Below are 20094 nucleotides of genomic sequence, written 5' to 3'. Positions count from 1 at the left end.
GCTGTCACGCTACCCCGAGAGCGCGCGCGATGACGAGCAGCTGCACCTCGTTCGTGCCCTCGCCGATCTCGAGGATCTTCGAGTCGCGGTAGTGGCGCGCGACGGGGTACTCGTTCATGAAGCCGTTGCCGCCGAAGACCTGTGTGGCGTCGCGGGCGTTGTCCATCGCCGCGTCGCTGGCGGTGAGCTTGGCGATCGCCGCCTCGGTCTTGAACGGCTTGCCGGCGTCCCGCAGGCGCGCGGCGTGGTGCCAGGCGAGCCGCGCGTTGTGCACGCGCAGCTGCATGCGGGCGAGCAGGAACTGGATGCCCTGGCGCGTCGCCAGCGCGTCGCCGAAGACGGTGCGCTTCTTGGCGTAGTCGATCGCGGCCTCGAGGCATCCCTCCGCCGCTCCGGTCGAGAGGGCGGCGATCGCGATGCGGCCCTCGTCCAGGATGTGGAGGAAGTTCGCGAAGCCGCGGCCGCGCTCACCCAGGAGGTTGCCCACGGGGACCCGGACGTCCTGGAAGGTGAGGGGGTGCGTGTCGGACGCGTGCCAGCCGACCTTGTCGTAGCCCGGCTCGACCGTGAAGCCCGGGGTGCCCGACGGCACCACGATGGTCGAGATCTCCTTGCGCCCCTCGGCCTCGCCGGTGACGGCGGTGACGGTGACGAAGCGCGTGATGTCGGTGCCCGAGTTGGTGATGAACTGCTTCGAGCCGTTGATGACCCAGTCGTCGCCGTCGAGCCGCGCGGTGGTGCGGGTCGCGCCGGCGTCGGAGCCCGCTTCGGGCTCGGTGAGCCCGAAGCCCGCCAGCGCCTTTCCTGCGAGGAGGTCGGGCAGCAGCTCCCGCTTCTGCTCTTCGGTCCCGAACCGGAAGACCGGCATGGCGCCGAGGCTCACGCCCGCCTCGAGGGTGATCGCGATGGACTGGTCGACTCGTCCGAGCGCCTCGATCGCGAGGCACAGCGCGAAGTAGTCGCCGCCCTGTCCGCCGTACTCCTCGGGGAACGGCAGCCCGAAGAGGCCCAGTTCGCCCATCTGCGCCACGACGTCCATGGGGAGCGTCTTGGTGCGATCGGCCTCGTAGGCCTGCGGCGCGACGACCTCTTCGGCGAAGTCGCGTACCAATCGCGCGAGCTCGCGCTCGTCGTCGGTCAGATTTGCGTGGTCCATGGCTCTCCTCGGGGTGTTCAGGAGCGGGTGTCGGGTTCTTCGGACGAGACGTGGGCGAGCACCTGATCGCGACGCACCTGGTCGCCCGTCGCCACGTCGAGGCGCACGACACCCGCGTGGGGCGCGACGACGGGGTGCTCCATCTTCATGGCCTCGATCGTGACGATGCGGTCGCCGGCGGCGACGCGGGTTCCGTCGCCGACGTGCAGCGCGACCACCGCACCGGGCATCGGCGCGCGCAGTTCGGGATCGGTCGCGGCCGCATCGCGCTCACGCGCGGCGAGGCGTGCGGTCAGGGCGTCGCGCCTGCTCAGCGGCCGGAGCCGATGGGTCGCGCCGTCGGCGTGCACCCACAGCGCGCCGTCCGCGTCCTGCGCCACGACCGCATCCACCGGGTCGCCGGCGTCGTCGGCACCTTCCGCGGTGCGGAGTGCCCCGTCGTCGTCGAGGAACCGCTGCACGGTGCCCGTCCGCAGCCCGCCGATCCGCCAGCCCTCCGCCGTGCGCCACAGTTCGCCGGCGCTCGTGCGCCGAGACGACGCATCGGCGACGAAACGCCGCGCCGCGGACGCCGTCTCGTGCGGATCGTGTTGTTTCGCGAACTCGGCGGCGGCGGCGAGGGCTGCCGCCGAGGGCTCCGCGCCCGCATGCGCGGGCAGGCGGTCGATCAGGCCGGTGTCCAGCGCACCGGACTGCACGTCCTCGTGCGCCAGCAGAGCGCGCAGGAAACCGATGTTGCTGTCGACGCCGAGCAGCACGGTCTCCGCCAGGGCAGCGTCGAGCTTCCGGAGGGCACCCGCGCGATCCGCAGCGTGGGCGATCACCTTCGCGATCATCGGATCGTAGTCGGCGGTGACGGTGCTGCCGGTCTCGACCGCGGCATCCGTCCGCACGTCGGCCGCGGCATCCCACACCAGCACCTCACCGGTCGCGGGCAGGAAGCCGCGCTCCGGGCTCTCGGCGTACACGCGTGCCTCGATCGCGTGCCCGTCGAGGCGCACGTCCTCCTGCGCGAGGGCGAGGTGCTCTCCCGCGGCGACGCGAAGCTGCTGCTCGACGAGGTCGATGCCGGTGACGAGCTCGGTCACCGGGTGCTCCACCTGCAGGCGCGTGTTCATCTCGATGAAGAAGAACTCGTCGGGGCGGTCCCCGGCCACGAGGAACTCGACCGTCCCGGCGCCGAGGTAGTCCACGCTCGCGGCAGCCGCGCACGCGGCGGCTCCGAGGCGGGCGCGGGTCGCGGCATCCACCACCGGCGAGGGCGCCTCCTCGATGACCTTCTGATGGCGGCGCTGCAGCGTGCACTCGCGCTCACCGAGGTGGATGACCCCGCCGTGTGCGTCGGCGAGCACCTGCACCTCGATGTGGCGCGGGCGCTCGATCAGGCGCTCGAGCAGGAGGCTGTCGTCACCGAACGCCGCCGCGGCGACACGCCGAGCAGTGGCGAGCGCGTGGGCGAGGTCGTCCGCCGAACGCACGACCTGCATCCCCTTGCCGCCGCCGCCCGCGGAGGGCTTGACCAGCAGCGGGTACCCGGTGGCCTCGGCGGCTTCGGCGATGGCGGCATCGGACATACCGATCGCGCTGAAGCCGGGGACCGTCGGCACGCCGTGCCCCGTCACGTGCTCCTTCGCGCGGATCTTGTCGCCCATGACCTCGAGCGCGCGCTCCCCCGGTCCGATGAACACGATGCCGGCGTCGGCGCAGGCGCGCGCGAACTCAGCGTTCTCCGAGAGGAACCCGTAGCCCGGATGCACCGCGTCGGCTCCGGTCTGGCGAGCGGCGGCGATCACGGCGTCGATGTCGAGGTACGAACCGGATGCCGCAGCCGGCCCGATCCGCACGGCCAGGTCGGCCTCCCGCACGTGGGGAGCGTCGGCGTCGGCGTCGCTGTAGACGGCGACCGAGCGGATGCCGAGCCGGGCCAGCGTGCGGATGACCCGCCGCGCGATCTCCCCGCGGTTGGCGACGAGGACGGTGGTGAAGGGGGGCGTGTGCGTGTCGGTCACGGGGCTCACATCCGGAAGACGCCGAAGCGCGGTTCGGGCAGCGGGGTGCGCGAGACGACGTCCAGCGCGAGGCCGAGCAGGTCGCGGGTGTCCTCGGGGTCGATGACGCCGTCATCCCACAAGCGGGCGGTGGCGTAGTACGGGCTCCCCTGCTCCTCGTACTGCGCACGGATCGGAGCCTCGAACTCGGCCTGGTCGGCCGCGGACCACTCCTCGCCGCGCGCGCCGAGCTGGTCGCGCTTGACGGTCGAGAGGACGGATGCCGCCTGCGGTCCGCCCATCACCGAGATGCGGCTGGCGGGCCAGGTCCACAGGAACCGCGGCGAGTAGGCGCGGCCGCACATCGAGTAGTTGCCCGCGCCGAACGAGCCGCCGATGACGACGGTGAGCTTGGGCACGCGGGTGGTGGCGACGGCGGTGACCATCTTGGCCCCGTCCTTCGCGATGCCGCCGGCCTCGGCATCCCGCCCCACCATGAAGCCGGAGATGTTCTGCAGGAAGAGAAGCGGCGTGCCGCGCTGGTCGCACAGTTCGATGAAGTGGGCGCCCTTCTGGGCGGATTCGCTGAACAGCACGCCGTTGTTGGCGATGATGCCGACCGGGTGGCCGTGGATGCGCGCGAAGCCGGTGACCAGCGTGTCCCCGTACTCGCGCTTGAACTCGTGGAACTCGCTCGCGTCGACGAGCCGGGCGATGACCTCGCGCACGTCGTACGGCTGGTTGACGTCGATCGGCACCACGCCGTACAGGTCGGCGGGATCGACGGCTGGGGGAACACTCGGTGTGACGTCCCACGCGGGTTCGGCGGGCAGCGGCAGCGTGGCGACGATGTCGCGGACGATCTCGAGCGCGTGCTCGTCGTCTTCGGCGAGGTGATCCACGACGCCCGAGCGCTTCGCGTGCAGCTCGCCGCCGCCGAGCTCTTCGGCGGTGACGACCTCGCCGATCGCCGCTTTCACGAGGGGCGGCCCACCGAGGAAGATCGTGCCCTGGTTGCGGACGATGACCGTTTCGTCGCTCATCGCCGGCACATAGGCCCCGCCTGCGGTGCACGAGCCGAGCACCGCCGCGATCTGCGGGACGCCGGCGGCCGACAGCCGCGCCTGGTTGAAGAAGATGCGGCCGAAATGATCACGGTCGGGGAAGACCTCATCCTGCTTGGGAAGGAAGGCGCCGCCCGAGTCGACGAGATAGACGCACGGCAGGCGGTTCTCGAACGCGATCTCCTGCGCGCGGAGGTGCTTCTTGACCGTCATCGGGTAGTACGTGCCGCCCTTGACGGTGGCGTCGTTGCACACGACCATGACCTGGCGCCCGTGGATCAGTCCGATGCCGGCGATCACGCCGGCCGCAGGTGCCTCGCCGTCGTAGAGACCGTCGGCGGCCAGCGGGGCGATCTCGATGAAGGGACTCCCCTCGTCGAGCACGCGCGTGACGCGGTCGCGCGGGAGCAGCTTCCCTCGTGCGACGTGGCGGGTGCGGGATGCCTCGGGGCCGCCGAGCGCGGCCTGCGACAGCCGCTCGCGCAGCTGCGCGGCCAGCGCCGCCTGCGCGTCGCGGTTGCGGGCGAATCCCTCGTCCTGGACGACCGCGGTGGTCAGCGCACTCATGTCATCTCCGTCGACGTCACGATCGGGTCACGTTCATTGAGCGGACGCGACACAATTGGTTAGTGTTCACTAACTGGAGTCTAGGTTAGCGAGGATTAACTGAGATGACAAGCGGTGTCACCGAGCGCGACCGGGCCAAGGCCGACCGCCAGGCGTCGATCCTGCACGAGGCCGCGCGCCTCTTCGCGGAGCGCGGGTTCAGCGGCGTCAGCCTGGAGGACCTCGGCGCGGCCGTGGGCGTGAGCGGACCCGCGCTCTACCGGCACTTCGCCAACAAGCAGGCACTGCTCGGCGCGATCCTCATCGGCGTCAGCGAGCGGCTGCTCGCAGGTGGTCGCCGGGTCATCGACGACGGCGGCACTCCCCCGGCCCAGCTCGAGGCGATCATCGCGTTCCACGTGGACTTCGCCCTGAGTGACGCCGACGTGATCCGGGTGCAGGATCGCGATCTGGCCAGCCTGGCCGACGATGACCGTCACACCGTCCGCCGACTGCAGCGGGAGTACGTCGAGGTGTGGATCGGCATCCTGTCGGCGGTCCATCCCGATCGCCCCGAGGCCGAGCTCCGGGTGCGGGCGCACGCATGCTTCGGCCTCATCAACTCGACACCGCACAGCGTCCGAGCGCTCCGGGCGCAGCCCGACGACGGCGCAGTGCGCGGCATCCTCGAATCGATGGCTCTGGCGGCACTCACCGCCTAGCGAGCCGTGCTCTAACCTGGTCGGGCAATGTCCGACGATGGTGGGGTCGACGACGGAACCGGGGCAGGCACAGGCGTGCCGCCGCAGACTGCTGCGCGCGACGACGGCAGCGAGGTGCTCGACACCACACGTCGCGACTTCCTCAAGCTCGGCGGGGTCGCCGCCGCCGGACTCGTCGTGGGCGGTGGAATCGGGGCGGCGGCAGGAGCCGCCATCGGCCATCAGCTCGGCATGCGCGAGGCATCCGTCGACTTCGGCGCCGTGGCGCCGCGTTCCGAGCCCGGATTCGACCACGTCGTGGTGCTGATGGGCGAGAACCGGTCGTTCGACAACATGCTCGGCTGGCTGTACACCCCCGACACGATCCCGCAGGGCGAGACGTTCGACGGGCTCGCGTTCGGCGACTACGCCAACAGCGCCCCGACCGGCGACCGGATCGAGGCGCACACCTACAGCGGAGCGACGGACGACGTGATGGGCAGGCCCAACCCCGACGCGGGCGAGGAGTATCCGCACGTCAACACGCAGGTGTTCGGCGTCGTCGCGCCCACCGCGAACGCGACGAGGCAGATCGGCGACATGACCGCGCCGTTCAACGCCCCGGCCGCCGGCGCGGCGCCCACCATGGACGGCTTCGTGCGGGACTACTGGAACAGCTTCGAGCGCGAGCGTCACGGCGAGGTGCCGACCCTCGACGAGGTGCGCCACATCATGGGCGGGTTCTCGCCGGAGCAGCTCCCCGTGCTCTCCACTCTCGCGAAGGGCTTCGCCGTCTTCGATGCCTGGTTCGCGGCGGTTCCCTCGCAGACCTACTGCAACCGGTCGTTCTTCCATGCTTCGACCTCGCACGGATTCGTCACCAACAAGCACGGCGGTGGCTACGAGAAGTGGCTCGACGCCGCGCCCGCGCCGACGATCTTCAACCGGCTCGAGGAAGCCGGCGTCTCGTGGAAGATCTACTTCGACGAGCTTCAGCTGGTGTCGCTCACGGGCGTCATGCACGCGCCGGTGCTGGAGGAGTACTGGCGCACGGGTCGCTTTGGGCACATGTCGGAGTTCTACGCCGAGGCCGCGGCCGGCACACTTCCCGCCTACGCGTTCATCGAGCCCCGGATGGTCTACAACCACAACGACTTCCATCCGCCGTTCGGGCTCTACCGCGCGGGCAGCGTCGACGGCGAGCTGATCCTCGACTCGGCCGTGTCCGACGTGCGGGCCGGCGAGAAGCTGGTCGCCGACGTCTACAACGCCGTCAAGGCATCCGCCACCGCGGACGGCTCCAACGCGATGAACACGCTCCTGCTCATCACCTTCGACGAGCATGGCGGCACGTACGACCACGTCCCTCCTCCCCCGGCGACCCCGCCGGCGCTCGACGACGTGCCGGGCGAGATGGGATTCGCCTTCGATCGGCTGGGGGTTCGAGTGCCGGCGATCGCGGTCTCGGCGTACACGCGGGCCGGCACGATCATCCATGACGAGTTCCACCACGCGGCTGTCATCGCCACCCTCACCCGTCTCCACGGCCTCCGCCCTCTCACGCGTCGCGACGAGGGCGCGAACGACCTCTTCGCGATCGTGAACCTCGAGACCCCGCGACCGCCCAGCACCTGGCCGGTCGTCCACCCGATGTACGTGCCCCCCAATCCCCACGAGGACGAGCAGGCCGACCTGAAGGACGGCCCGCATAGGGACAAGCCGCTGAGCAACCCCGGCCGTGGGCTTCTCGGCCTGCTGCTCGCCCGCTACGCCGGGCCGGGGCATCCCGACCCCGTCACCTACGCCGACGCGTACGACGTCCTGCAGGCGCACGGGCTGGACCTGTTCTATCCGAAGCGCGGCTGAGGGCGCAGGCGTGGGCGGCTCAGGCAAGACGAAGGGCCGAGCGGATGCCCCCACTCGGCCCCTTCCGTCGGTCCGCGGTCAGCGCAGCAGCATGGCGCGGCCGGGCTCGCGCAGCACGTCGGCGACCTCGACCATGAAGCGCGACCCCTGCTCGCCGTCGACCAGTCGGTGGTCGAACGAGAGCGCGAGGGTCATCACGTCGCGCAGCGCGATCTCGCCGCGGTGCTCCCACGGCTGACGCCGCACGGCGCCCAGCGCGAGGATGCCGGCTTCACCCGGATTGAGGATGGGTGTGCCGGCGTCGACGCCGAAGACGCCGACGTTCGTGATCGAGAACGTGCCGCCCATCATGTCGGCCGGCGGCGTCTTGCCCGCACGCGCCGTCTCGGCGAGGGTGCGGATGGCGTCGGCCAGCTCGACGAGCGTGAGGTCCTGGGCGTCGCGGATGTTCGGCACGACGAGGCCCCGGCCGGTCGCCGCGGCGATGCCCAGGTTGACGTAGTGGTGCTGCACGATCTCGCCGGCCGCGTCGTCCCAGCGCGAGTTCAGCTCGGGGTGGCGGGCGAGTGCGAGGCACACAGCCTTGGCGGCCACCGCCATCACGCCGATCTTGTGCTCCTGCAGCGCGCGGTCGCGCTTCAGCGATGCGATGAGCTCGGTCGTCGCGGTGACGTCGACGGTGAGGAACGTCGTGACGTGCGGTGCGGTGAACGCACTGCGCACCATCGCGTCGGCGGTGTGCTTGCGGACTCCGCGGATGGGCGTGCGGGTGGTGCGCTCCCCCGTGGGAGCCGGTGTGCGCAGCTCGGGAAGGAACTCGGGCTCCGGCGCGCGCGCCGCCGTGACCGGCGTCGCTCCGACGCGCTGGGCGTAGGCTTCGACATCCGCGCGCGAGATGATCCCGTTGGCGCCGCTCGCCTCGACCAGCGCGAGGTCGATGCCCAGCTGCTTCGCGAAGAGTCGCACTGGAGGCGTTGAGCGAGGACGCTCGAGCGGTCGCTCGTGAGAGACCTGGATGGCGTCGTGCGGCGCGGCTTCGAGGACAGCGGTGTCGGATGCCGCCGGCCGGCCCGCGACCGCACGCGAGCGTCGCTGCGGCCGAGCGCTGCCGCGCGGCGCGGCCCCGTAGCCCACGAGGTTGGGCTCCGCCTTGGCGGACTCCTCGCTCTGCTGCGGCTCGGCGGCCGGAGCGGGCGTGGGGACGCTGTCGCCGCCGAGGTCGAACGAGATGAGCACCGAGCCCACCTCGACGACGTCACCGGCGGCCGCGTGCAGCTTCGTGATCTTCCCGGCGTGCGGCGAAGGAAGCTCGACGACGGCCTTGGCCGTCTCGACTTCGGCGATCGTCTGATTGAGGGTGACGGTGTCGCCCTCCGCGACGAGCCACGCGACGATCTCGGCCTCGGGAAGCCCCTCTCCGAGGTCAGGGAGCCTGAAGTCCTCGATCACAGCACGCCTCCCGTCATGCTCGAGCCGCGGCCGCCCTCGGCAGCGCCGAGCTCCTCGAAGGCGCTCATGCTGTTCGGGCGGTCCATCACGCGGTCCACCGCATCGAGGATGCGGTCGAGGTCGGGGATGAAGTGCTTCTCGAGCTTGGCCGGCGGATACGGGATGTCGTGACCGGTGACGCGCTGCGGCGCGGCCTCCAGGTAATTGAAGCATCGCTCGGTCACGCTCGCGATGAGCTCTGCCCCGACGCCGGCCTCGCGGGCCGCCTCGTGCGTGACGACGACGCGGCCGGTCTTGCGCACCGAGGCAGTCACGGTGCGGTAGTCGACGGGCGAGATCGAGCGCAGGTCGATGACCTCGATCGAGACGCCGTCGTCCTCGGCGGCGGTCGCGGCATCCATCGCCGTCGCCACCTGCGAGCCGTACGTGAGCAGTGTGACGTCGCTGCCCTCGCGGACCACGCGCGCCAGACCCATCGGCGGGGCGTCGGCGAGGTCGACGTCCAGGTCGACCTCCCCCTTCGTGTGGTAGAGCTTCTTCGGCTCGAAGTACACGACCGGGTCGTTCGACGCGATGGCCTGACGCAGCATCACATAGGCGTCCTGCGGGTTGGAGACCGCGATGACCCGGAGTCCCGACGTGTGCACGAAGTACGCCTCGGGAGACTCCGAGTGGTGCTCGGCGGCGCCCACGCCGCCGGCCCACGGGATGCGGATCGTGATGGGCATCTGCACGTTGCCGCGTGTGCGGTAGTGGAGCTTGGCGACCTGGCAGACGATCTGGTCGAACGCCGGGTAGACGAACCCGTCGAACTGGATCTCGACGACGGGGCGGTACCCCCGCATCGCGAGGCCCACGGCGGTGCCCATGATCCCGGACTCGGCCAGAGGGGTGTCGACGACGCGCTGCGCGCCGAACTCCTTCTGCAGCCCGTCGGTGATGCGGAAGACCCCGCCGAGCTTGCCGATGTCCTCGCCCATGACGAGCACCTTCGGATCGTCGGCCATCGCGCGACGGAGACCTTCGTTGATGGCCTTGGCCATGGTGAGCTGCGTCATCGCGCCACCGCCTCGTCCTCGGTCGCGAAGCCGTCGAGGTACGCGCCGAACCACGCGCGCTGCTCTTCGAGGCCCGAATGCGGCTCGGCGTACACGTTGTCGAGCACCGTGATGGGGTCACGGGTGACCGCCCCCTGTGCGGCGGCGCGGACCTCGGCCGCGAGGGCGTCGGCGTCGGCCGCGACGCTCGCCGCGAACTCGTCGTCGAACTCGCCCTGGGCGCGCAGCAGCGCCTCGACGCGTGCGATCGGGTCACGACCCTTCCAGCGCTCGACCTCCTCCTTGTCGCGGTAGCGCGTGGGGTCGTCGGAGGTGGTGTGGGGTCCGATCCGGTAGGTCACCGCCTCGATGAACGCCGGGCCGTTCCCTTTGCGCGCGTGATCGACCGCCCACCGCATCGCGGCGAGGCAGGCGAGGACGTCGTTGCCGTCGACGCGCATGCTGGGGATGCCGAAGCCCGGCGCGCGGCCGGCGATCGGGAACTTCGCCTGCACCGTGACGGGCTCGGAGATCGCCCACTGATTGTTGCTGCACACGAACACGACGGGCGCGCCGTACGAGGCGGCGAAGACCATAGCCTCATTGACGTCGCCCTGGCTCGATGCGCCGTCGCCGAAGTACGCCGCCGCGACCTGGTCGGTCCCGTCGCGCTGGATGCCCATCGCGTAGCCGACCGCGTGCAGCGACTGTGCTCCGATGATGATCTGCTGGGACGCCGTATTGATGTCGTAGGGGTTGTACGTCGAGTGCTCCTCGCCGCGCCAGGCGAGCACGTAGTCGGCGGGCTTGGCGCCTCGGGCGAAGACCACGCCGGTCTCGCGGTAGCTCGGGAAGGCGAAGTCGTCGGCGCGGAGCCCGCGCGCCGTTCCGATCTGCGTGGCCTCCTGGCCCTGGCACGGCGGCCAGAGCGCCAGCTGGCCCTGGCGCTGAAGGGCGACGCCCTCGCTGTCGATGCGCCGGAGCAGCACCATGTCGCGGTAGAGCGCGCGCAGGGCGGCGGCATCCACATCCGCGACCCAGCGGTCGAGCTCGGGGTCGGCGATCCGCTCGCCGTCGGGGGTCACCAGCCGGGCGACGTCTTCGGTGTCTGTCGCAAGATCGGCGGTCGGGGTCAGGGTGTGCGTCATCGCCATCACTCCTCGGTGCAACCCTCCCTCGTGAGGAGGGGCGTCGTGGTTCACCGGCAGCTTCGCCGGTAGCCCGAGAGTACGTCGACATCGCACCTCGCTCAAGCATTCACGATCCACTTGAGCATGTTGACAACTAACCACTCCTCAAGGCGTGCTAACGTTTCGCACTATGAGTGCCCTCGATCATGTCGACCTGGAGCTCCTCGCCGCCCTCTCCGCAGACCCGCGAGCCACTGTCGTCGCGCTCGCCGAGCGGCTCGGACTCTCGCGCAACACCGTCCAGGCGCGCATGGCGAGACTGGAGCGCTCCGGCGTGTTCCTCTCGTACGAGCGGGCGATCTCGTCGTCGTCGCTCGGCTACCCGATCGAGGCCTTCATCAGCGTCATCGTGCGGCAGGCCGACCTGCCGCGGATCACCGCCGAGCTGGCGCGCGTCCCTGAGATCGTGCAGGCGCATGGACTGTCCGGCCAGGTGGATCTGCTCGTGCGGGTCGCGTGCCGCGACACCCAGCACCTCTTCGACACCGATGCACGGATCCTCGCGATCGAGGGCGTCGAGCGCACCGAGACCTCGCTCGTCATGGGCGAGGTCATCCCCCATCGCGTGATGCCCCTCATGGAGCTCGCCCGCCGCGAGTCCTGAGCTGCCCGCCGGTCAGGGCAGGGGGACGGATGCCGCGGCCGGCGTCACCGGCGGGGCAGGCGCCCGGCGCAGGTCGTCCACCTTCACGAGGATCACCCCTGCGAGGATGAGCGCTCCCCCCGCGAACTGGACCGGCGCAGGCACTTCGGCGAGGAACACCCACGCGAAGCCGAGGGCGAACAGCACCTCCGAGAGGCCGACGAACGACGCGACGCGCGACCCGATGCGCGGCACGGCCATCACACCGAGCGCGTAGCCGAGGGTCGTGGCGACTGCCGCGACCCACAGGAGCGGAACGAACCACGGCACCTCGACGCCGGCGAGCACCACCGAGACCGCCGGAGCCTCGAAAGGCATCGCGCCCGTGAGACACAGGACGCCCATCATCGCCGCGCCCACGAGCAGGCCGCTCGCGGCGAGGGCCAGCGGAGGCAGATCGTCGCCGGCGCGCTCGGAGATCACGAAATAGGCGCACACACACACCGCTGCGGCGAGGGCGAGGAGCGTGCCGATCAGGTCGAACGAGGCGCCGGAGATGTCGACGACGAGGATCAGCCCGACCACCGCGACCGCGGACCCCCAGAGCACGAGGGCCGACGGCGCCTTGCGGGTGCGGAGCCAGACGAACCCGACGAGCATGACCGGAGCGAGGTACTGGATCAGCAGGGCGACGGCCACCGGCATCCGCTGCATCGCAGAGAAGAAGAAGAGCTGGCAGCCCAGCACGGGCATGAGCCCGAACCCGAGGATCAGCCGCCAGTGCTGGCGCAGGAACCGGGGATTGCGGCCGATGGCCCGGAAGACCGCGGGTGACAGGATCAGCCCGGCCACCCCCATGCGCACGAGGAGCGCCGCGCCCAGCGACCATCCGTTCTCGAGCAGGGGCTTGATGAACGGACCGCTCGACGAGAAGGCCAGAGCGGACGCGACCGCCATGATGAGCCCGGTGGTGCGAAGTCGCGGGGATGCGACGACCGGCGTGATCACCGGAAGCGAGGCGGTCGAGACGGTCATGGGCGGCATCCGGCTGTCAGGAGTGAAGTGTGCTTACACTGGTGACGGTACTGGAGAGGATGTCAGGAGTCAACATGGTTTTCATTCATGACACGAAACGCACCCTCATGATGGTCGTCGACCTCGTCAACACGCTGCCCGGTTACGACGGCGACGACACTCTGCAGTCCCCCGAAGATCTTCGGGACTTCCTCGTCACGAACCCCTACTCCGGCACGATCCGGCTCGACGACGACGCGGTGGCGGCGGTGCGTGCGGTGCGCTCGCGACTGCGCGAGCTGTGGGCGGTCGACCGCGCCGGCGCGGTCCCGCTCGTCAACGCGATGCTCGCCGACGGGAAGGCGCTGCCCCGCCTCGTCATCCACGACGAGTACGACTGGCACATCCACGCCACGTCCGACGACTCGCCGCTCGCCACGCGCATGCTGGTCGAGGCGGCGATGGCGTTCGTCGACGTGATCCGCTCGGACGAGTACGAGCGGGTGCGGGTGTGTGCGGCGGACGACTGCGATGCCGTCTACATCGACTACTCGAAGAACGGCTCGAAGCGCTACTGCGACACCGGCAACTGCGGCAACCGCATGAACGTCATGGCGTACCGGGCTCGGAAGGCGCAAGAAACGCCCTGATCGCCGTGGCGGCAGCCGCCGGCGTCTCGTAGTGGATGAGGTGCCCGACGTCGTCGATCTCGACGAGATCAGCCTCGGGGAAGAGCGTCACCAGATGCCGCTCCGCCTCAATCGGGGTGATGTCGTCATGCACGGCCGCGACCAGCAGAGTCGGCTGTGCGATACGGGGAGCGAACTCCCGCACATCGCTCGAGACCGAGGCGACGAACGCGTCGTGCAGCACGTCGCGGTCGGCGAAGCGTGAGAAGTACGTGTCGTGCTGGGCATGGATGAAGCGACGCAGGTCGGCGTCCTTCGTCTTGGCCATCGACTCGCTCATGACGCGCACGATGAGCCCGTTGCGCAGGAGCGCGTCACCGGCCCGCTTCGGCAGGCGTGCCCCCGCCCAGTAGTAGAAGACCGCGAGACGGGTCAGCAGGCCGCGCGGGCCCTCCAGCGCGGGCGCACCGATCGGGTTGACGAGGATCACGCGCGGGGTGTCCAGGCCGCCGGCGACCGCGGCCGAGACGACGATCGAGCCGAACGAGTGGCCGAGGACGACCGCCCCCGGCGAGACGGTCGCCGCGAACTCGCGCAGCCAGCGGCCGTAGGTGTCGAGGTCGTGCCGGATGCCCGGAAGGGGAGGCGTCTCGCCGAAGCCGGGGAGATCGGGTGAGATGATCCGCACGTCGGGGAGGTGGGCGACGACCGGCTCGAGGCCGTGGTGCTCGCCGCGGAAGCCGTGCACGGCGATCACGGTGGTCTCGGCGTCGTGGGGCCCGTACACCCAGTACGCAGTCGTGCCGCCGAGCACCGTCGCCTCGCGCCGCTCGACGGGGATGACATCGAGCAGCGGCGCGTACGGGTTCGGGGAGGCCACCCTCCGAGTCTACGAGGGCGGCGCCGGAGCGCCTCGGACGCGTTGTCGGACGGGGCCCATACCGTGTGGGGCATGGATCGATGGCAGCCCGAGACACTGTCGCTCTTCGACACTCCCGAGTGGCTGCGCGTCGTCGGGGTGTTCGACCTCGAGACGACCGGCGTCGACGTCGCGACCGACCGCATCGTGACCGCCCATGTGGGCGTGCTCGATGCCTCGGGGTCCGTCATGAGCGCGCGCGACTGGCTCGCCGATCCCGGAGTCGAGATCCCCCAGGCCGCGACCGCGGTGCACGGGATCACCACGACCCACGCCCGCACGCACGGTCGCCCCGCGCCCGAGGTCGTCGGCGAGGTCGTGAGCGCCGTCCGGGGACTGCTCGATGCCGGCATCCCGGTCGTCGCCTACAACGCACCGTACGACTTCTCGCTGCTCAAGCACGAGGCGCTGCGGCACGGCATCGATCCCATCGTGGACCCGTCCCCGGTGATCGATCCGCTCGTCGTAGACAAGGCGTACGACCGCTGGCGGCGCGGCAAGCGCACCCTGTCTGTCGTCGCCGAGCACTACGCCGTGCGACTCGACGGCGCGCACGACGCCTGCGCCGACGCGGTCGCCGCGGGCCGACTGGCTCAGGCGCTCGCCGAGCGCTTCGCGCCATGGCTGCCGGCGACCGTTCACGAGCTGCACACCCGGCAGATCGCGTGGGCGCGTGCGCAGGCGGCGAGCCTGACCGACTACTTCATCCAGATCGGGCGGCTCGACCCCGAGGAGCGCCTCGACGGCAGCTGGCCGATCCGCTGACCAGCGCCCTCCCGAAAACGGCGAAGGCCCCGCCGAAGCGGGGCCTTGCACGTGGGCTGCTTACTTGGAGCCGAAGTTCTTGAAGCGCTGGTTGAACTTCTCGACGCGACCGGCCGAGTCCATGATGCGCTGCTTTCCCGTGTAGAACGGGTGCGACGCCGACGAGATCTCGACGTCGATGACGGGGTACTCGACGCCGTCGAGCTCGACCGTCTTGTCGCTGGTCACCGTCGAACGGGTGAGGAAGGTCTCGCCCGAGCCGAGGTCGCGGAACACGACCGCCTGGTAGTCGGGGTGGATGTCAGTCTTCATGGGAAGTCCTTTGAAAGTGGTGCCCTGGATTTTGCCAGGACGGACAAAGTCTGAGGTGCGAGCGCACCAAAGAGCGATTCTATCAGCCTCCGGGCCCCGACGCGGAATCGAGACCGAGAGCCGTCAGTGCGCGGCGCGCGCCGCGTACCGCCCGTCGTGCTCGGTGAGCTGGATCTGCACGCCGAACGTCTCGGTGAGGTTCTCGGCGGTGAGGGTCTGGCGCACCGGTCCGGCGGCCACGGCGCGGCCTTCGCGGAGCAGCAGGACGTGCGTGAATCCGACGGGGATCTCCTCGACGTGGTGTGTCACCATGACCATCGCGGGAGTCGTCGGCGCCTGTGCGTAGCCGCTGAGCAGCGTGAGCAGCTCTTCGCGTGCACCGAGGTCGAGGCTCGCTGTCGGCTCGTCGAGCAGCAGCAGCTCGGGGTCGGTCATCACCGCGCGTGCGATCTGGACGCGCTTCTGCTCGCCGTCGCTCAGCGTGCCGAACGTGCGGTCGGCGAGGTGGTCGAGCTTCCACTCGGCGAGCACGCGCAGCGCGCGACGTTCGTCGATGTCTTCGTAGTCCTCGCGCCAGCGGCCGAGAACCGAGTACGCGGCAGTGAGCACGACGTTGAGGACCGTCTCCTCCGGCGGCACACGGCGGGCCATGGCAGAAGACGCGAAGCCGATCCGCGGACGCAGCTCGAACACGTCGGTGCGGCCGAGCCGCTCCCCCAGGATCGAGACGACACCCGACGTCGGGTGCATGAGCGTGTCGGCGAGCTGAAGCACCGTGGTCTTGCCGGCGCCGTTCGGCCCCAGGATCACCCAGCGCTCGTCATCGCTGACGGTCCAGTCGAGGTGGTCGACGATGTCCTTGGCGTTTCTGCGGACGACGACGTCGGAGAATTCGAGCACCTGCGGCATGTCGTCCAGCCTATCGGCCGTCGGCGGCGACCTCCGCGTACAGCGCCGCCGTCTGCTCGGCGATGCTCCCCCAGCTGAAGTCCTCGGTGGCCCTTGCGCGCCCTGCCGCGCCATACGCCCGCGCGCGCTCGGGGTCGCTCACGACCTCGGTCAGCACTCGTGCCAGATCGGCCACGAAGCGCGCCGGGTCGGTCGGCGTGCCCGTTCCGTCCTGCGCCTGGTCGATGGGAACAAGGCGTCCCGTGACGCCGTCGACGACGACCTCCGGGATGCCGCCGGTCGCCGTTCCCACGACGGCGGCGCCGCACGCCATCGCCTCGAGGTTCACGATGCCCAGCGGCTCGTACACCGACGGGCAGACGAATGTCGTGGCGGCGGTCAGGATCGTGCACAGCTCGTGGCGCGACAGCATCCGATCGATCCATACGACACCCTCACGGGTCTCCTGCAGTCCGCGTACCAGCCCCTCCACCTCCGCCATGATCTGCGGCGTGTCGGGCGCGCCCGCGCACAGGACGACCTGCACGTCGGGCGGAAGCTGCTCTGCCGCACGGAGGAAGTAGGGCAGCCCCTTCTGGCGGGTGATGCGCCCGACGAACACGACGGACGGCCTCGACGCATCGACGCCCAGCTGTGCGAGCAGTTCGGGATCGTCGACCGGATGCCACGACTCGACGTCGATGCCGTTGTAGATGACGCGGACCTTCGCGGGATCGAGCGCCGGGTAGCTGCGCAGGATGTCCTGGCGCATGCCGTCGCTCACGGCGACGATGGCCGCGGCACCCTCGTACGCCGTCTGCTCGATCCAGCTCGAGACCGCGTACCCGCCGCCGAGCTGCTCGGCCTTCCAGGGCCGGAGAGGCTCGAGACTGTGCGCCGTGACGATGTGCGGGATGCCGTGAAGGAGCGACGCCAGGTGTCCGGCGAAGTTCGCGTACCAGGTGTGGCTGTGCACGACGTCGGCGCCCGCGACATCCGTCACGATCTCAAGGTCGGTGCCGAGCGTCTGCACGGCCGGGTTCGCGGAGGCGAGCTCGGCCGGGACCCCGTACGCGGACGTGCCCGCCTCGTCGCGGTGGGCGCCGAACGCCCGGACCCGCACGTCGATGCTCTGCCGCAGCGCCTTCACGAGTTCGGTGACGTGCACGCCGGCTCCGCCATAGATCTCGGGCGGGTACTCCTTGGTCACGATGTCGACGCGCATGGGACGCAACTTAGTACACGAGTCAACCCGCGTGTAGCCGTTGGGCCCGATCGGGATGCGGGCCTAGGGTGGTGCCATGCCTGCAGCGCCGAAGGTCTTCGGAATCATCCTCGCCGGCGGCGAGGGAAAGCGCCTGATGCCGCTCACCGCGGACAGGGCCAAGCCGGCGGTGCCGTTCGGCGGCCAGTACCGGCTCATCGACTTCGCCATCTCGAACCTCATCAACTCGGGCCTGCGGCAGGTCGTCGTGCTGACCCAGTACAAGTCGCACAGCCTCGACCGCCACATCTCCCAGACGTGGCGGATGTCGGCGCTGCTCGACTCGTACGTCGCCTCGGTGCCCGCCCAGCAGCGCCTGGGCAAGCGGTGGTTCTCCGGCTCGGCGGACGCGATCCTGCAGAGCCTGAACCTCATCAACGACGAGCAGCCCGACATCGTGGTCGTCATCGGCGCCGACCACGTGTACCGCATGGACTTCCGTCAGATGCTGGCCGCGCACATCGACTCGGGCGCGCGCGCCACGGTCGCCGGCATCCGTCAGCCGATCTCCCTCGCCAATCAGTTCGGTGTGATCGACGTCGACAAGTCCGACCCCACGCGCATCAACGAGTTCCTCGAGAAGCCGCAGAACCCGACCGGGCTGGCCGACTCCCCCGGTGAGGTGCTGGCGTCGATGGGCAACTACATCTTCGACACCGACGCGCTGATCGAGGCCGTCGAGGCCGACGGCGAGCTCCCGACCTCCAACCACGACATGGGCGGCGACATCGTGCCGTACTTCGTCGGCCGCGGCGAGGCGGGCGTCTACGACATGAACCGCAACGACGTGCCGGGCTCGACCGACCGCGACCGCTACTACTGGCGCGACGTCGGGACGATCGACTCGTTCTTCGACGCCCACCGGGACCTCATCTCGACGCTGCCGGTGTTCAACCTTTACAACACCGACTGGCCGATCCACTCGCAGGCGGTGAACTCGCCGCCGGCGAAGTTCGTGCGCGACTCGGTCGGGCGAATCGGCAACTCGATCGACTCCATCGTCTCGCTCGGGTCCGTGCTCTCCGGCACCCACCTCGAGCGCAGCGTCGTCGGTCCATGGACGCTCGCGGGCGGCGGCTCGACGATCACCGACTCGGTGCTGTTCGACCACGTTCAGGTCGGCGCGGGCGCGCGTATCCACCGCGCGATCCTCGACAAGAACGTCGTGCTCGCCGATGGGGCGACCGTCGGCGTCGACCGCGATCGCGATCTGGCACGCGGCTACACCGTCACCGACAGCGGCATCACCGTGGTCGGCAAGGGCATCCACGTCGAACGATGACCGCCGGTTGGGGTCTCGTGTGCCCGCGGCGCTAGCGTGGAGGGGTGCCTGCACCCGCCCACGCCCGATTCCTCGTCGTGCTCGACGCCGACTCGACCTTGATCCGCAACGAGGTCATCGAGCTCATCGCGGATGAGGCCGGCCGCGGTCCCGAGGTCGCCGCGGCGACCGAAGCGGCCATGCGAGGTGAGGTCGACTTCGCGACCAGCCTGCGGTCGCGGGTCGAGCGGCTGGCCGGAGTTCCGGTGGCGGCGTTCGCGAATGTGCTCGACCGGATCGAGCCGACGCCCGGAGTGCGCGAGCTCATCGACGCCGTGCACGCCCGCGGCGGCGCGGTGGGCGTGGTGTCGGGCGGATTCCACGAGATCCTCGACACGGTCGCGCCGTCTCTGGGTGTCGACGTGTGGCGGGCGAATCGCCTCGCAGCGGCCGGCGACACACTCACCGGGGTCGTCGACGGCGACATCGTCGACGCCGAGGGCAAGGCGGCGGCGCTGCGCGAGTGGGCATCGGCGGCGGGTGTGCCGCTGGCTCGCACGATCGCCATCGGCGATGGCGCGAACGATCTGAAGATGATGGATGCCGCGGGCCTGGGCGTCGCCTTCAATGCCAAGCCGGCGGTGCGCGAGCGCGCCGACGTCGTGGTCGGCCCCGTCGATCTGTCCGAGGTCATCGCGCTGCTCCCCTGACCTGCCGGAATGTCGGCGACCCTCGATAGCGTCACGTCATGGACATCATCCTCGTTCCTGGTCTCTGGCTCGACGCTGCGTCATGGGACCCCGTGGTTCCCGCACTCCGGGAGGCGGGCCACACGCCCCGTCCCGTGACTCTTCCGGGCGTCGGCGCTCCGGCAGCCGAGTCGGCCGACATCGGCATCCAGGACTGGGTCGACGTCGTCGTAGCCGAGATCGATGCGTCGGCAGAGCGGGTCGTCCTCGTGGGGCACAGCGGCGGGGGCAACGTGGTGTGGGCCGCAGCCGAGGCGCGAGCCGATCGCGTGGCCCGCGTGGTGTTCGTCGACTCCGTGCCACCGCCGCCGGGGGGAACCATCTCCGAGTTCGACGTGGTCGACGGCGTGATCCCGTTCCCGGGGTGGGAGTTCTTCGACGAGCCCGACGTCGCCGACATCGACGCCGAGACCCGTGCGATGTGGGCGCAGCGCGCGCGCACCGTCCCGGCCAGGGTGCCGACCGATGAGGTGCGGCTCGAAGGCACGGCGCGTCATGCGGTGCCGGTGACCATCCTCTCCGGGGGCATGGACGACGCGGCGTTCCGCGAGGCAATCGCTCAGTGGGGGCCCTACGGCGCAGAGTTCGACGCGATCGCCGATGCCGAGGTCGTCGCGCTGGGTTCGGGCCATTGGCCGCAGTTCTCTCAGCCTGAGCGTCTGTCGAGCGCCCTCATCGCCGCGGTGCGCTGACGCCGGAGCAGTCGGGGCGGG

At 70.2% G+C, this 20094-nt stretch carries 19 protein-coding genes; 8 read left to right on the top strand and 11 right to left on the bottom strand.

Annotated elements, in window-relative coordinates; genetic code table 11:
- Nucleotides 1–4: 4 nt before the first annotated feature.
- The 3 genes from ACFC1W_RS09870 to ACFC1W_RS09860 are packed head-to-tail and all read right to left on the bottom strand — an operon-like array spanning nt 5 to nt 4775.
- A complete protein-coding gene (locus ACFC1W_RS09870) occupies nt 5–1156 on the bottom strand; it encodes an acyl-CoA dehydrogenase family protein (RefSeq protein WP_375991761.1) in 1152 nt (383 codons plus the stop codon).
- Between the two features lie 17 nt (nt 1157–1173).
- Nucleotides 1174–3165: an acetyl/propionyl/methylcrotonyl-CoA carboxylase subunit alpha gene (locus tag ACFC1W_RS09865; RefSeq protein ID WP_375991758.1), complete on the bottom strand. Its 1992-nt coding sequence runs from the start codon at nt 3163–3165 to the stop codon at nt 1174–1176.
- 5 nt (nt 3166–3170) lie between these two features.
- Nucleotides 3171–4775 carry a carboxyl transferase domain-containing protein gene (locus tag ACFC1W_RS09860; protein ID WP_375991755.1) on the bottom strand — a complete coding sequence of 535 codons (1605 nt, stop codon included), beginning with the start codon at nt 4773–4775 and terminating at the stop codon, nt 3171–3173.
- Between the two features lie 104 nt (nt 4776–4879).
- On the opposite strand from ACFC1W_RS09860, the gene ACFC1W_RS09855 reads away from it, so the two are divergent.
- Nucleotides 4880–5476 carry a TetR/AcrR family transcriptional regulator gene (locus ACFC1W_RS09855; RefSeq protein WP_375991752.1) on the top strand — a complete coding sequence of 199 codons (597 nt, stop codon included), beginning with the start codon at nt 4880–4882 and terminating at the stop codon, nt 5474–5476.
- 27 nt (nt 5477–5503) lie between these two features.
- A complete protein-coding gene (locus tag ACFC1W_RS09850) occupies nt 5504–7321 on the top strand; it encodes an alkaline phosphatase family protein (RefSeq protein ID WP_375991749.1) in 1818 nt (605 codons plus the stop codon).
- 78 nt (nt 7322–7399) lie between these two features.
- Here ACFC1W_RS09850 and ACFC1W_RS09845 read toward each other — a convergent pair whose 3' ends face one another.
- From ACFC1W_RS09845 to pdhA, 3 genes are read right to left on the bottom strand one after another with little or no spacing between them, the layout of a single operon-like run.
- Nucleotides 7400–8770, bottom strand: coding sequence for a dihydrolipoamide acetyltransferase family protein (locus tag ACFC1W_RS09845; protein ID WP_375991746.1), 1371 nt, complete (start codon nt 8768–8770; stop codon nt 7400–7402).
- The gene (locus ACFC1W_RS09840) at nt 8767–9828 is read right to left on the bottom strand and encodes an alpha-ketoacid dehydrogenase subunit beta (protein WP_375991743.1); all 1062 of its coding nucleotides are present in this window, start codon (nt 9826–9828) and stop codon (nt 8767–8769) included. Before ACFC1W_RS09840 ends, ACFC1W_RS09845 begins: the two co-directional genes overlap by 4 nt.
- Nucleotides 9825–10961 carry a pyruvate dehydrogenase (acetyl-transferring) E1 component subunit alpha gene (gene pdhA / locus ACFC1W_RS09835; RefSeq protein WP_375991740.1) on the bottom strand — a complete coding sequence of 379 codons (1137 nt, stop codon included), beginning with the start codon at nt 10959–10961 and terminating at the stop codon, nt 9825–9827. The genes ACFC1W_RS09840 and pdhA overlap by 4 nt, the downstream gene beginning before the upstream one ends.
- 166 nt (nt 10962–11127) lie before the next feature.
- Between pdhA and ACFC1W_RS09830 the strand changes: the two genes are divergently transcribed.
- Nucleotides 11128–11601 (top strand): Lrp/AsnC family transcriptional regulator, encoded by a 474-nt coding sequence (locus ACFC1W_RS09830; RefSeq protein WP_191766546.1) that lies wholly within the window; start codon nt 11128–11130, stop codon nt 11599–11601.
- A gap of 12 nt (nt 11602–11613) precedes the next feature.
- On the opposite strand, the gene ACFC1W_RS09825 is transcribed toward ACFC1W_RS09830, so the two are convergent.
- Nucleotides 11614–12615, bottom strand: coding sequence for a DMT family transporter (locus tag ACFC1W_RS09825; protein ID WP_375991737.1), 1002 nt, complete (start codon nt 12613–12615; stop codon nt 11614–11616).
- Between the two features lie 74 nt (nt 12616–12689).
- Between ACFC1W_RS09825 and ACFC1W_RS09820 the strand changes: the two genes are divergently transcribed.
- A complete protein-coding gene (locus ACFC1W_RS09820) occupies nt 12690–13244 on the top strand; it encodes a CGNR zinc finger domain-containing protein (protein ID WP_375991734.1) in 555 nt (184 codons plus the stop codon).
- Here the strand turns inward: ACFC1W_RS09820 and ACFC1W_RS09815 are convergent.
- Nucleotides 13204–14103, bottom strand: a complete 900-nt coding sequence (locus ACFC1W_RS09815; RefSeq protein ID WP_375991731.1) for an alpha/beta fold hydrolase — start codon at nt 14101–14103, stop codon at nt 13204–13206. The two genes, ACFC1W_RS09820 and ACFC1W_RS09815, sit on opposite strands and share 41 nt — an antisense overlap.
- 72 nt (nt 14104–14175) lie before the next feature.
- Between ACFC1W_RS09815 and ACFC1W_RS09810 the strand changes: the two genes are divergently transcribed.
- A complete protein-coding gene (locus ACFC1W_RS09810) occupies nt 14176–14907 on the top strand; it encodes a 3'-5' exonuclease (protein ID WP_375991728.1) in 732 nt (243 codons plus the stop codon).
- A 60-nt stretch (nt 14908–14967) separates the two neighbouring features.
- Here ACFC1W_RS09810 and ACFC1W_RS09805 read toward each other — a convergent pair whose 3' ends face one another.
- The 3 genes from ACFC1W_RS09805 to glgA all read right to left on the bottom strand — a co-directional run bounded on the left by ACFC1W_RS09805 (nt 14968) and on the right by glgA (nt 17332).
- A complete protein-coding gene (locus ACFC1W_RS09805; RefSeq protein ID WP_241110556.1) occupies nt 14968–15219 on the bottom strand; it encodes a type B 50S ribosomal protein L31 in 252 nt (83 codons plus the stop codon).
- 123 nt (nt 15220–15342) lie between these two features.
- Nucleotides 15343–16128: an ABC transporter ATP-binding protein gene (locus ACFC1W_RS09800; protein WP_375991725.1), complete on the bottom strand. Its 786-nt coding sequence runs from the start codon at nt 16126–16128 to the stop codon at nt 15343–15345.
- 10 nt (nt 16129–16138) lie between these two features.
- Nucleotides 16139–17332 carry a glycogen synthase gene (glgA, locus tag ACFC1W_RS09795; RefSeq protein WP_375991722.1) on the bottom strand — a complete coding sequence of 398 codons (1194 nt, stop codon included), beginning with the start codon at nt 17330–17332 and terminating at the stop codon, nt 16139–16141.
- A 76-nt stretch (nt 17333–17408) separates the two neighbouring features.
- Between glgA and ACFC1W_RS09790 the strand changes: the two genes are divergently transcribed.
- The 3 genes from ACFC1W_RS09790 to ACFC1W_RS09780 are packed head-to-tail and all read left to right on the top strand — an operon-like array spanning nt 17409 to nt 20073.
- The gene (locus ACFC1W_RS09790) at nt 17409–18653 is read left to right on the top strand and encodes a glucose-1-phosphate adenylyltransferase (RefSeq protein ID WP_241110553.1); all 1245 of its coding nucleotides are present in this window, start codon (nt 17409–17411) and stop codon (nt 18651–18653) included.
- A 44-nt stretch (nt 18654–18697) separates the two neighbouring features.
- Nucleotides 18698–19342 carry a phosphoserine phosphatase SerB gene (serB, locus tag ACFC1W_RS09785; RefSeq protein ID WP_375991719.1) on the top strand — a complete coding sequence of 215 codons (645 nt, stop codon included), beginning with the start codon at nt 18698–18700 and terminating at the stop codon, nt 19340–19342.
- Nucleotides 19343–19380: 38 nt separating this feature from the next.
- A complete protein-coding gene (locus tag ACFC1W_RS09780; RefSeq protein ID WP_375991716.1) occupies nt 19381–20073 on the top strand; it encodes an alpha/beta fold hydrolase in 693 nt (230 codons plus the stop codon).
- The last annotated feature ends 21 nt before the right edge of the window (nt 20074–20094 follow it).

The organism is Microbacterium sp. NPDC056003 (assembly GCF_042274785.1).
Classification (GTDB): Bacteria; Actinomycetota; Actinomycetes; order Actinomycetales; family Microbacteriaceae; genus Microbacterium.
Note: the sequence above shows the minus strand (reverse complement) of the source record. Positions and strands in the feature narration are given on the sequence as shown.

Bases quoted from the DNA above. Each gene is read 5' to 3' on its own strand.
- ACFC1W_RS09870 (WP_375991761.1), bottom strand. From the start codon at position 1,156: ATGGACCACGCAAATCTGACCGACGACGAGCGCGAGCTCGCGCGATTG.
- ACFC1W_RS09860 (WP_375991755.1), bottom strand. From the start codon at position 4,775: ATGAGTGCGCTGACCACCGCGGTCGTCCAGGACGAGGGATTCGCCCGC.
- ACFC1W_RS09855 (WP_375991752.1), top strand. From the start codon at position 4,880: ATGACAAGCGGTGTCACCGAGCGCGACCGGGCCAAGGCCGACCGCCAG.
- ACFC1W_RS09850 (WP_375991749.1), top strand. From the start codon at position 5,504: ATGTCCGACGATGGTGGGGTCGACGACGGAACCGGGGCAGGCACAGGC.
- ACFC1W_RS09840 (WP_375991743.1), bottom strand. From the start codon at position 9,828: ATGACGCAGCTCACCATGGCCAAGGCCATCAACGAAGGTCTCCGTCGC.
- pdhA (WP_375991740.1), bottom strand. From the start codon at position 10,961: ATGGCGATGACGCACACCCTGACCCCGACCGCCGATCTTGCGACAGAC.
- ACFC1W_RS09830 (WP_191766546.1), top strand. From the start codon at position 11,128: ATGAGTGCCCTCGATCATGTCGACCTGGAGCTCCTCGCCGCCCTCTCC.
- ACFC1W_RS09825 (WP_375991737.1), bottom strand. From the start codon at position 12,615: ATGACCGTCTCGACCGCCTCGCTTCCGGTGATCACGCCGGTCGTCGCA.
- ACFC1W_RS09820 (WP_375991734.1), top strand. From the start codon at position 12,690: ATGGTTTTCATTCATGACACGAAACGCACCCTCATGATGGTCGTCGAC.
- ACFC1W_RS09810 (WP_375991728.1), top strand. From the start codon at position 14,176: ATGGATCGATGGCAGCCCGAGACACTGTCGCTCTTCGACACTCCCGAG.
- ACFC1W_RS09805 (WP_241110556.1), bottom strand. From the start codon at position 15,219: ATGAAGACTGACATCCACCCCGACTACCAGGCGGTCGTGTTCCGCGAC.
- ACFC1W_RS09800 (WP_375991725.1), bottom strand. From the start codon at position 16,128: ATGCCGCAGGTGCTCGAATTCTCCGACGTCGTCGTCCGCAGAAACGCC.
- glgA (WP_375991722.1), bottom strand. From the start codon at position 17,332: ATGCGCGTCGACATCGTGACCAAGGAGTACCCGCCCGAGATCTATGGC.
- ACFC1W_RS09790 (WP_241110553.1), top strand. From the start codon at position 17,409: ATGCCTGCAGCGCCGAAGGTCTTCGGAATCATCCTCGCCGGCGGCGAG.
- ACFC1W_RS09780 (WP_375991716.1), top strand. From the start codon at position 19,381: ATGGACATCATCCTCGTTCCTGGTCTCTGGCTCGACGCTGCGTCATGG.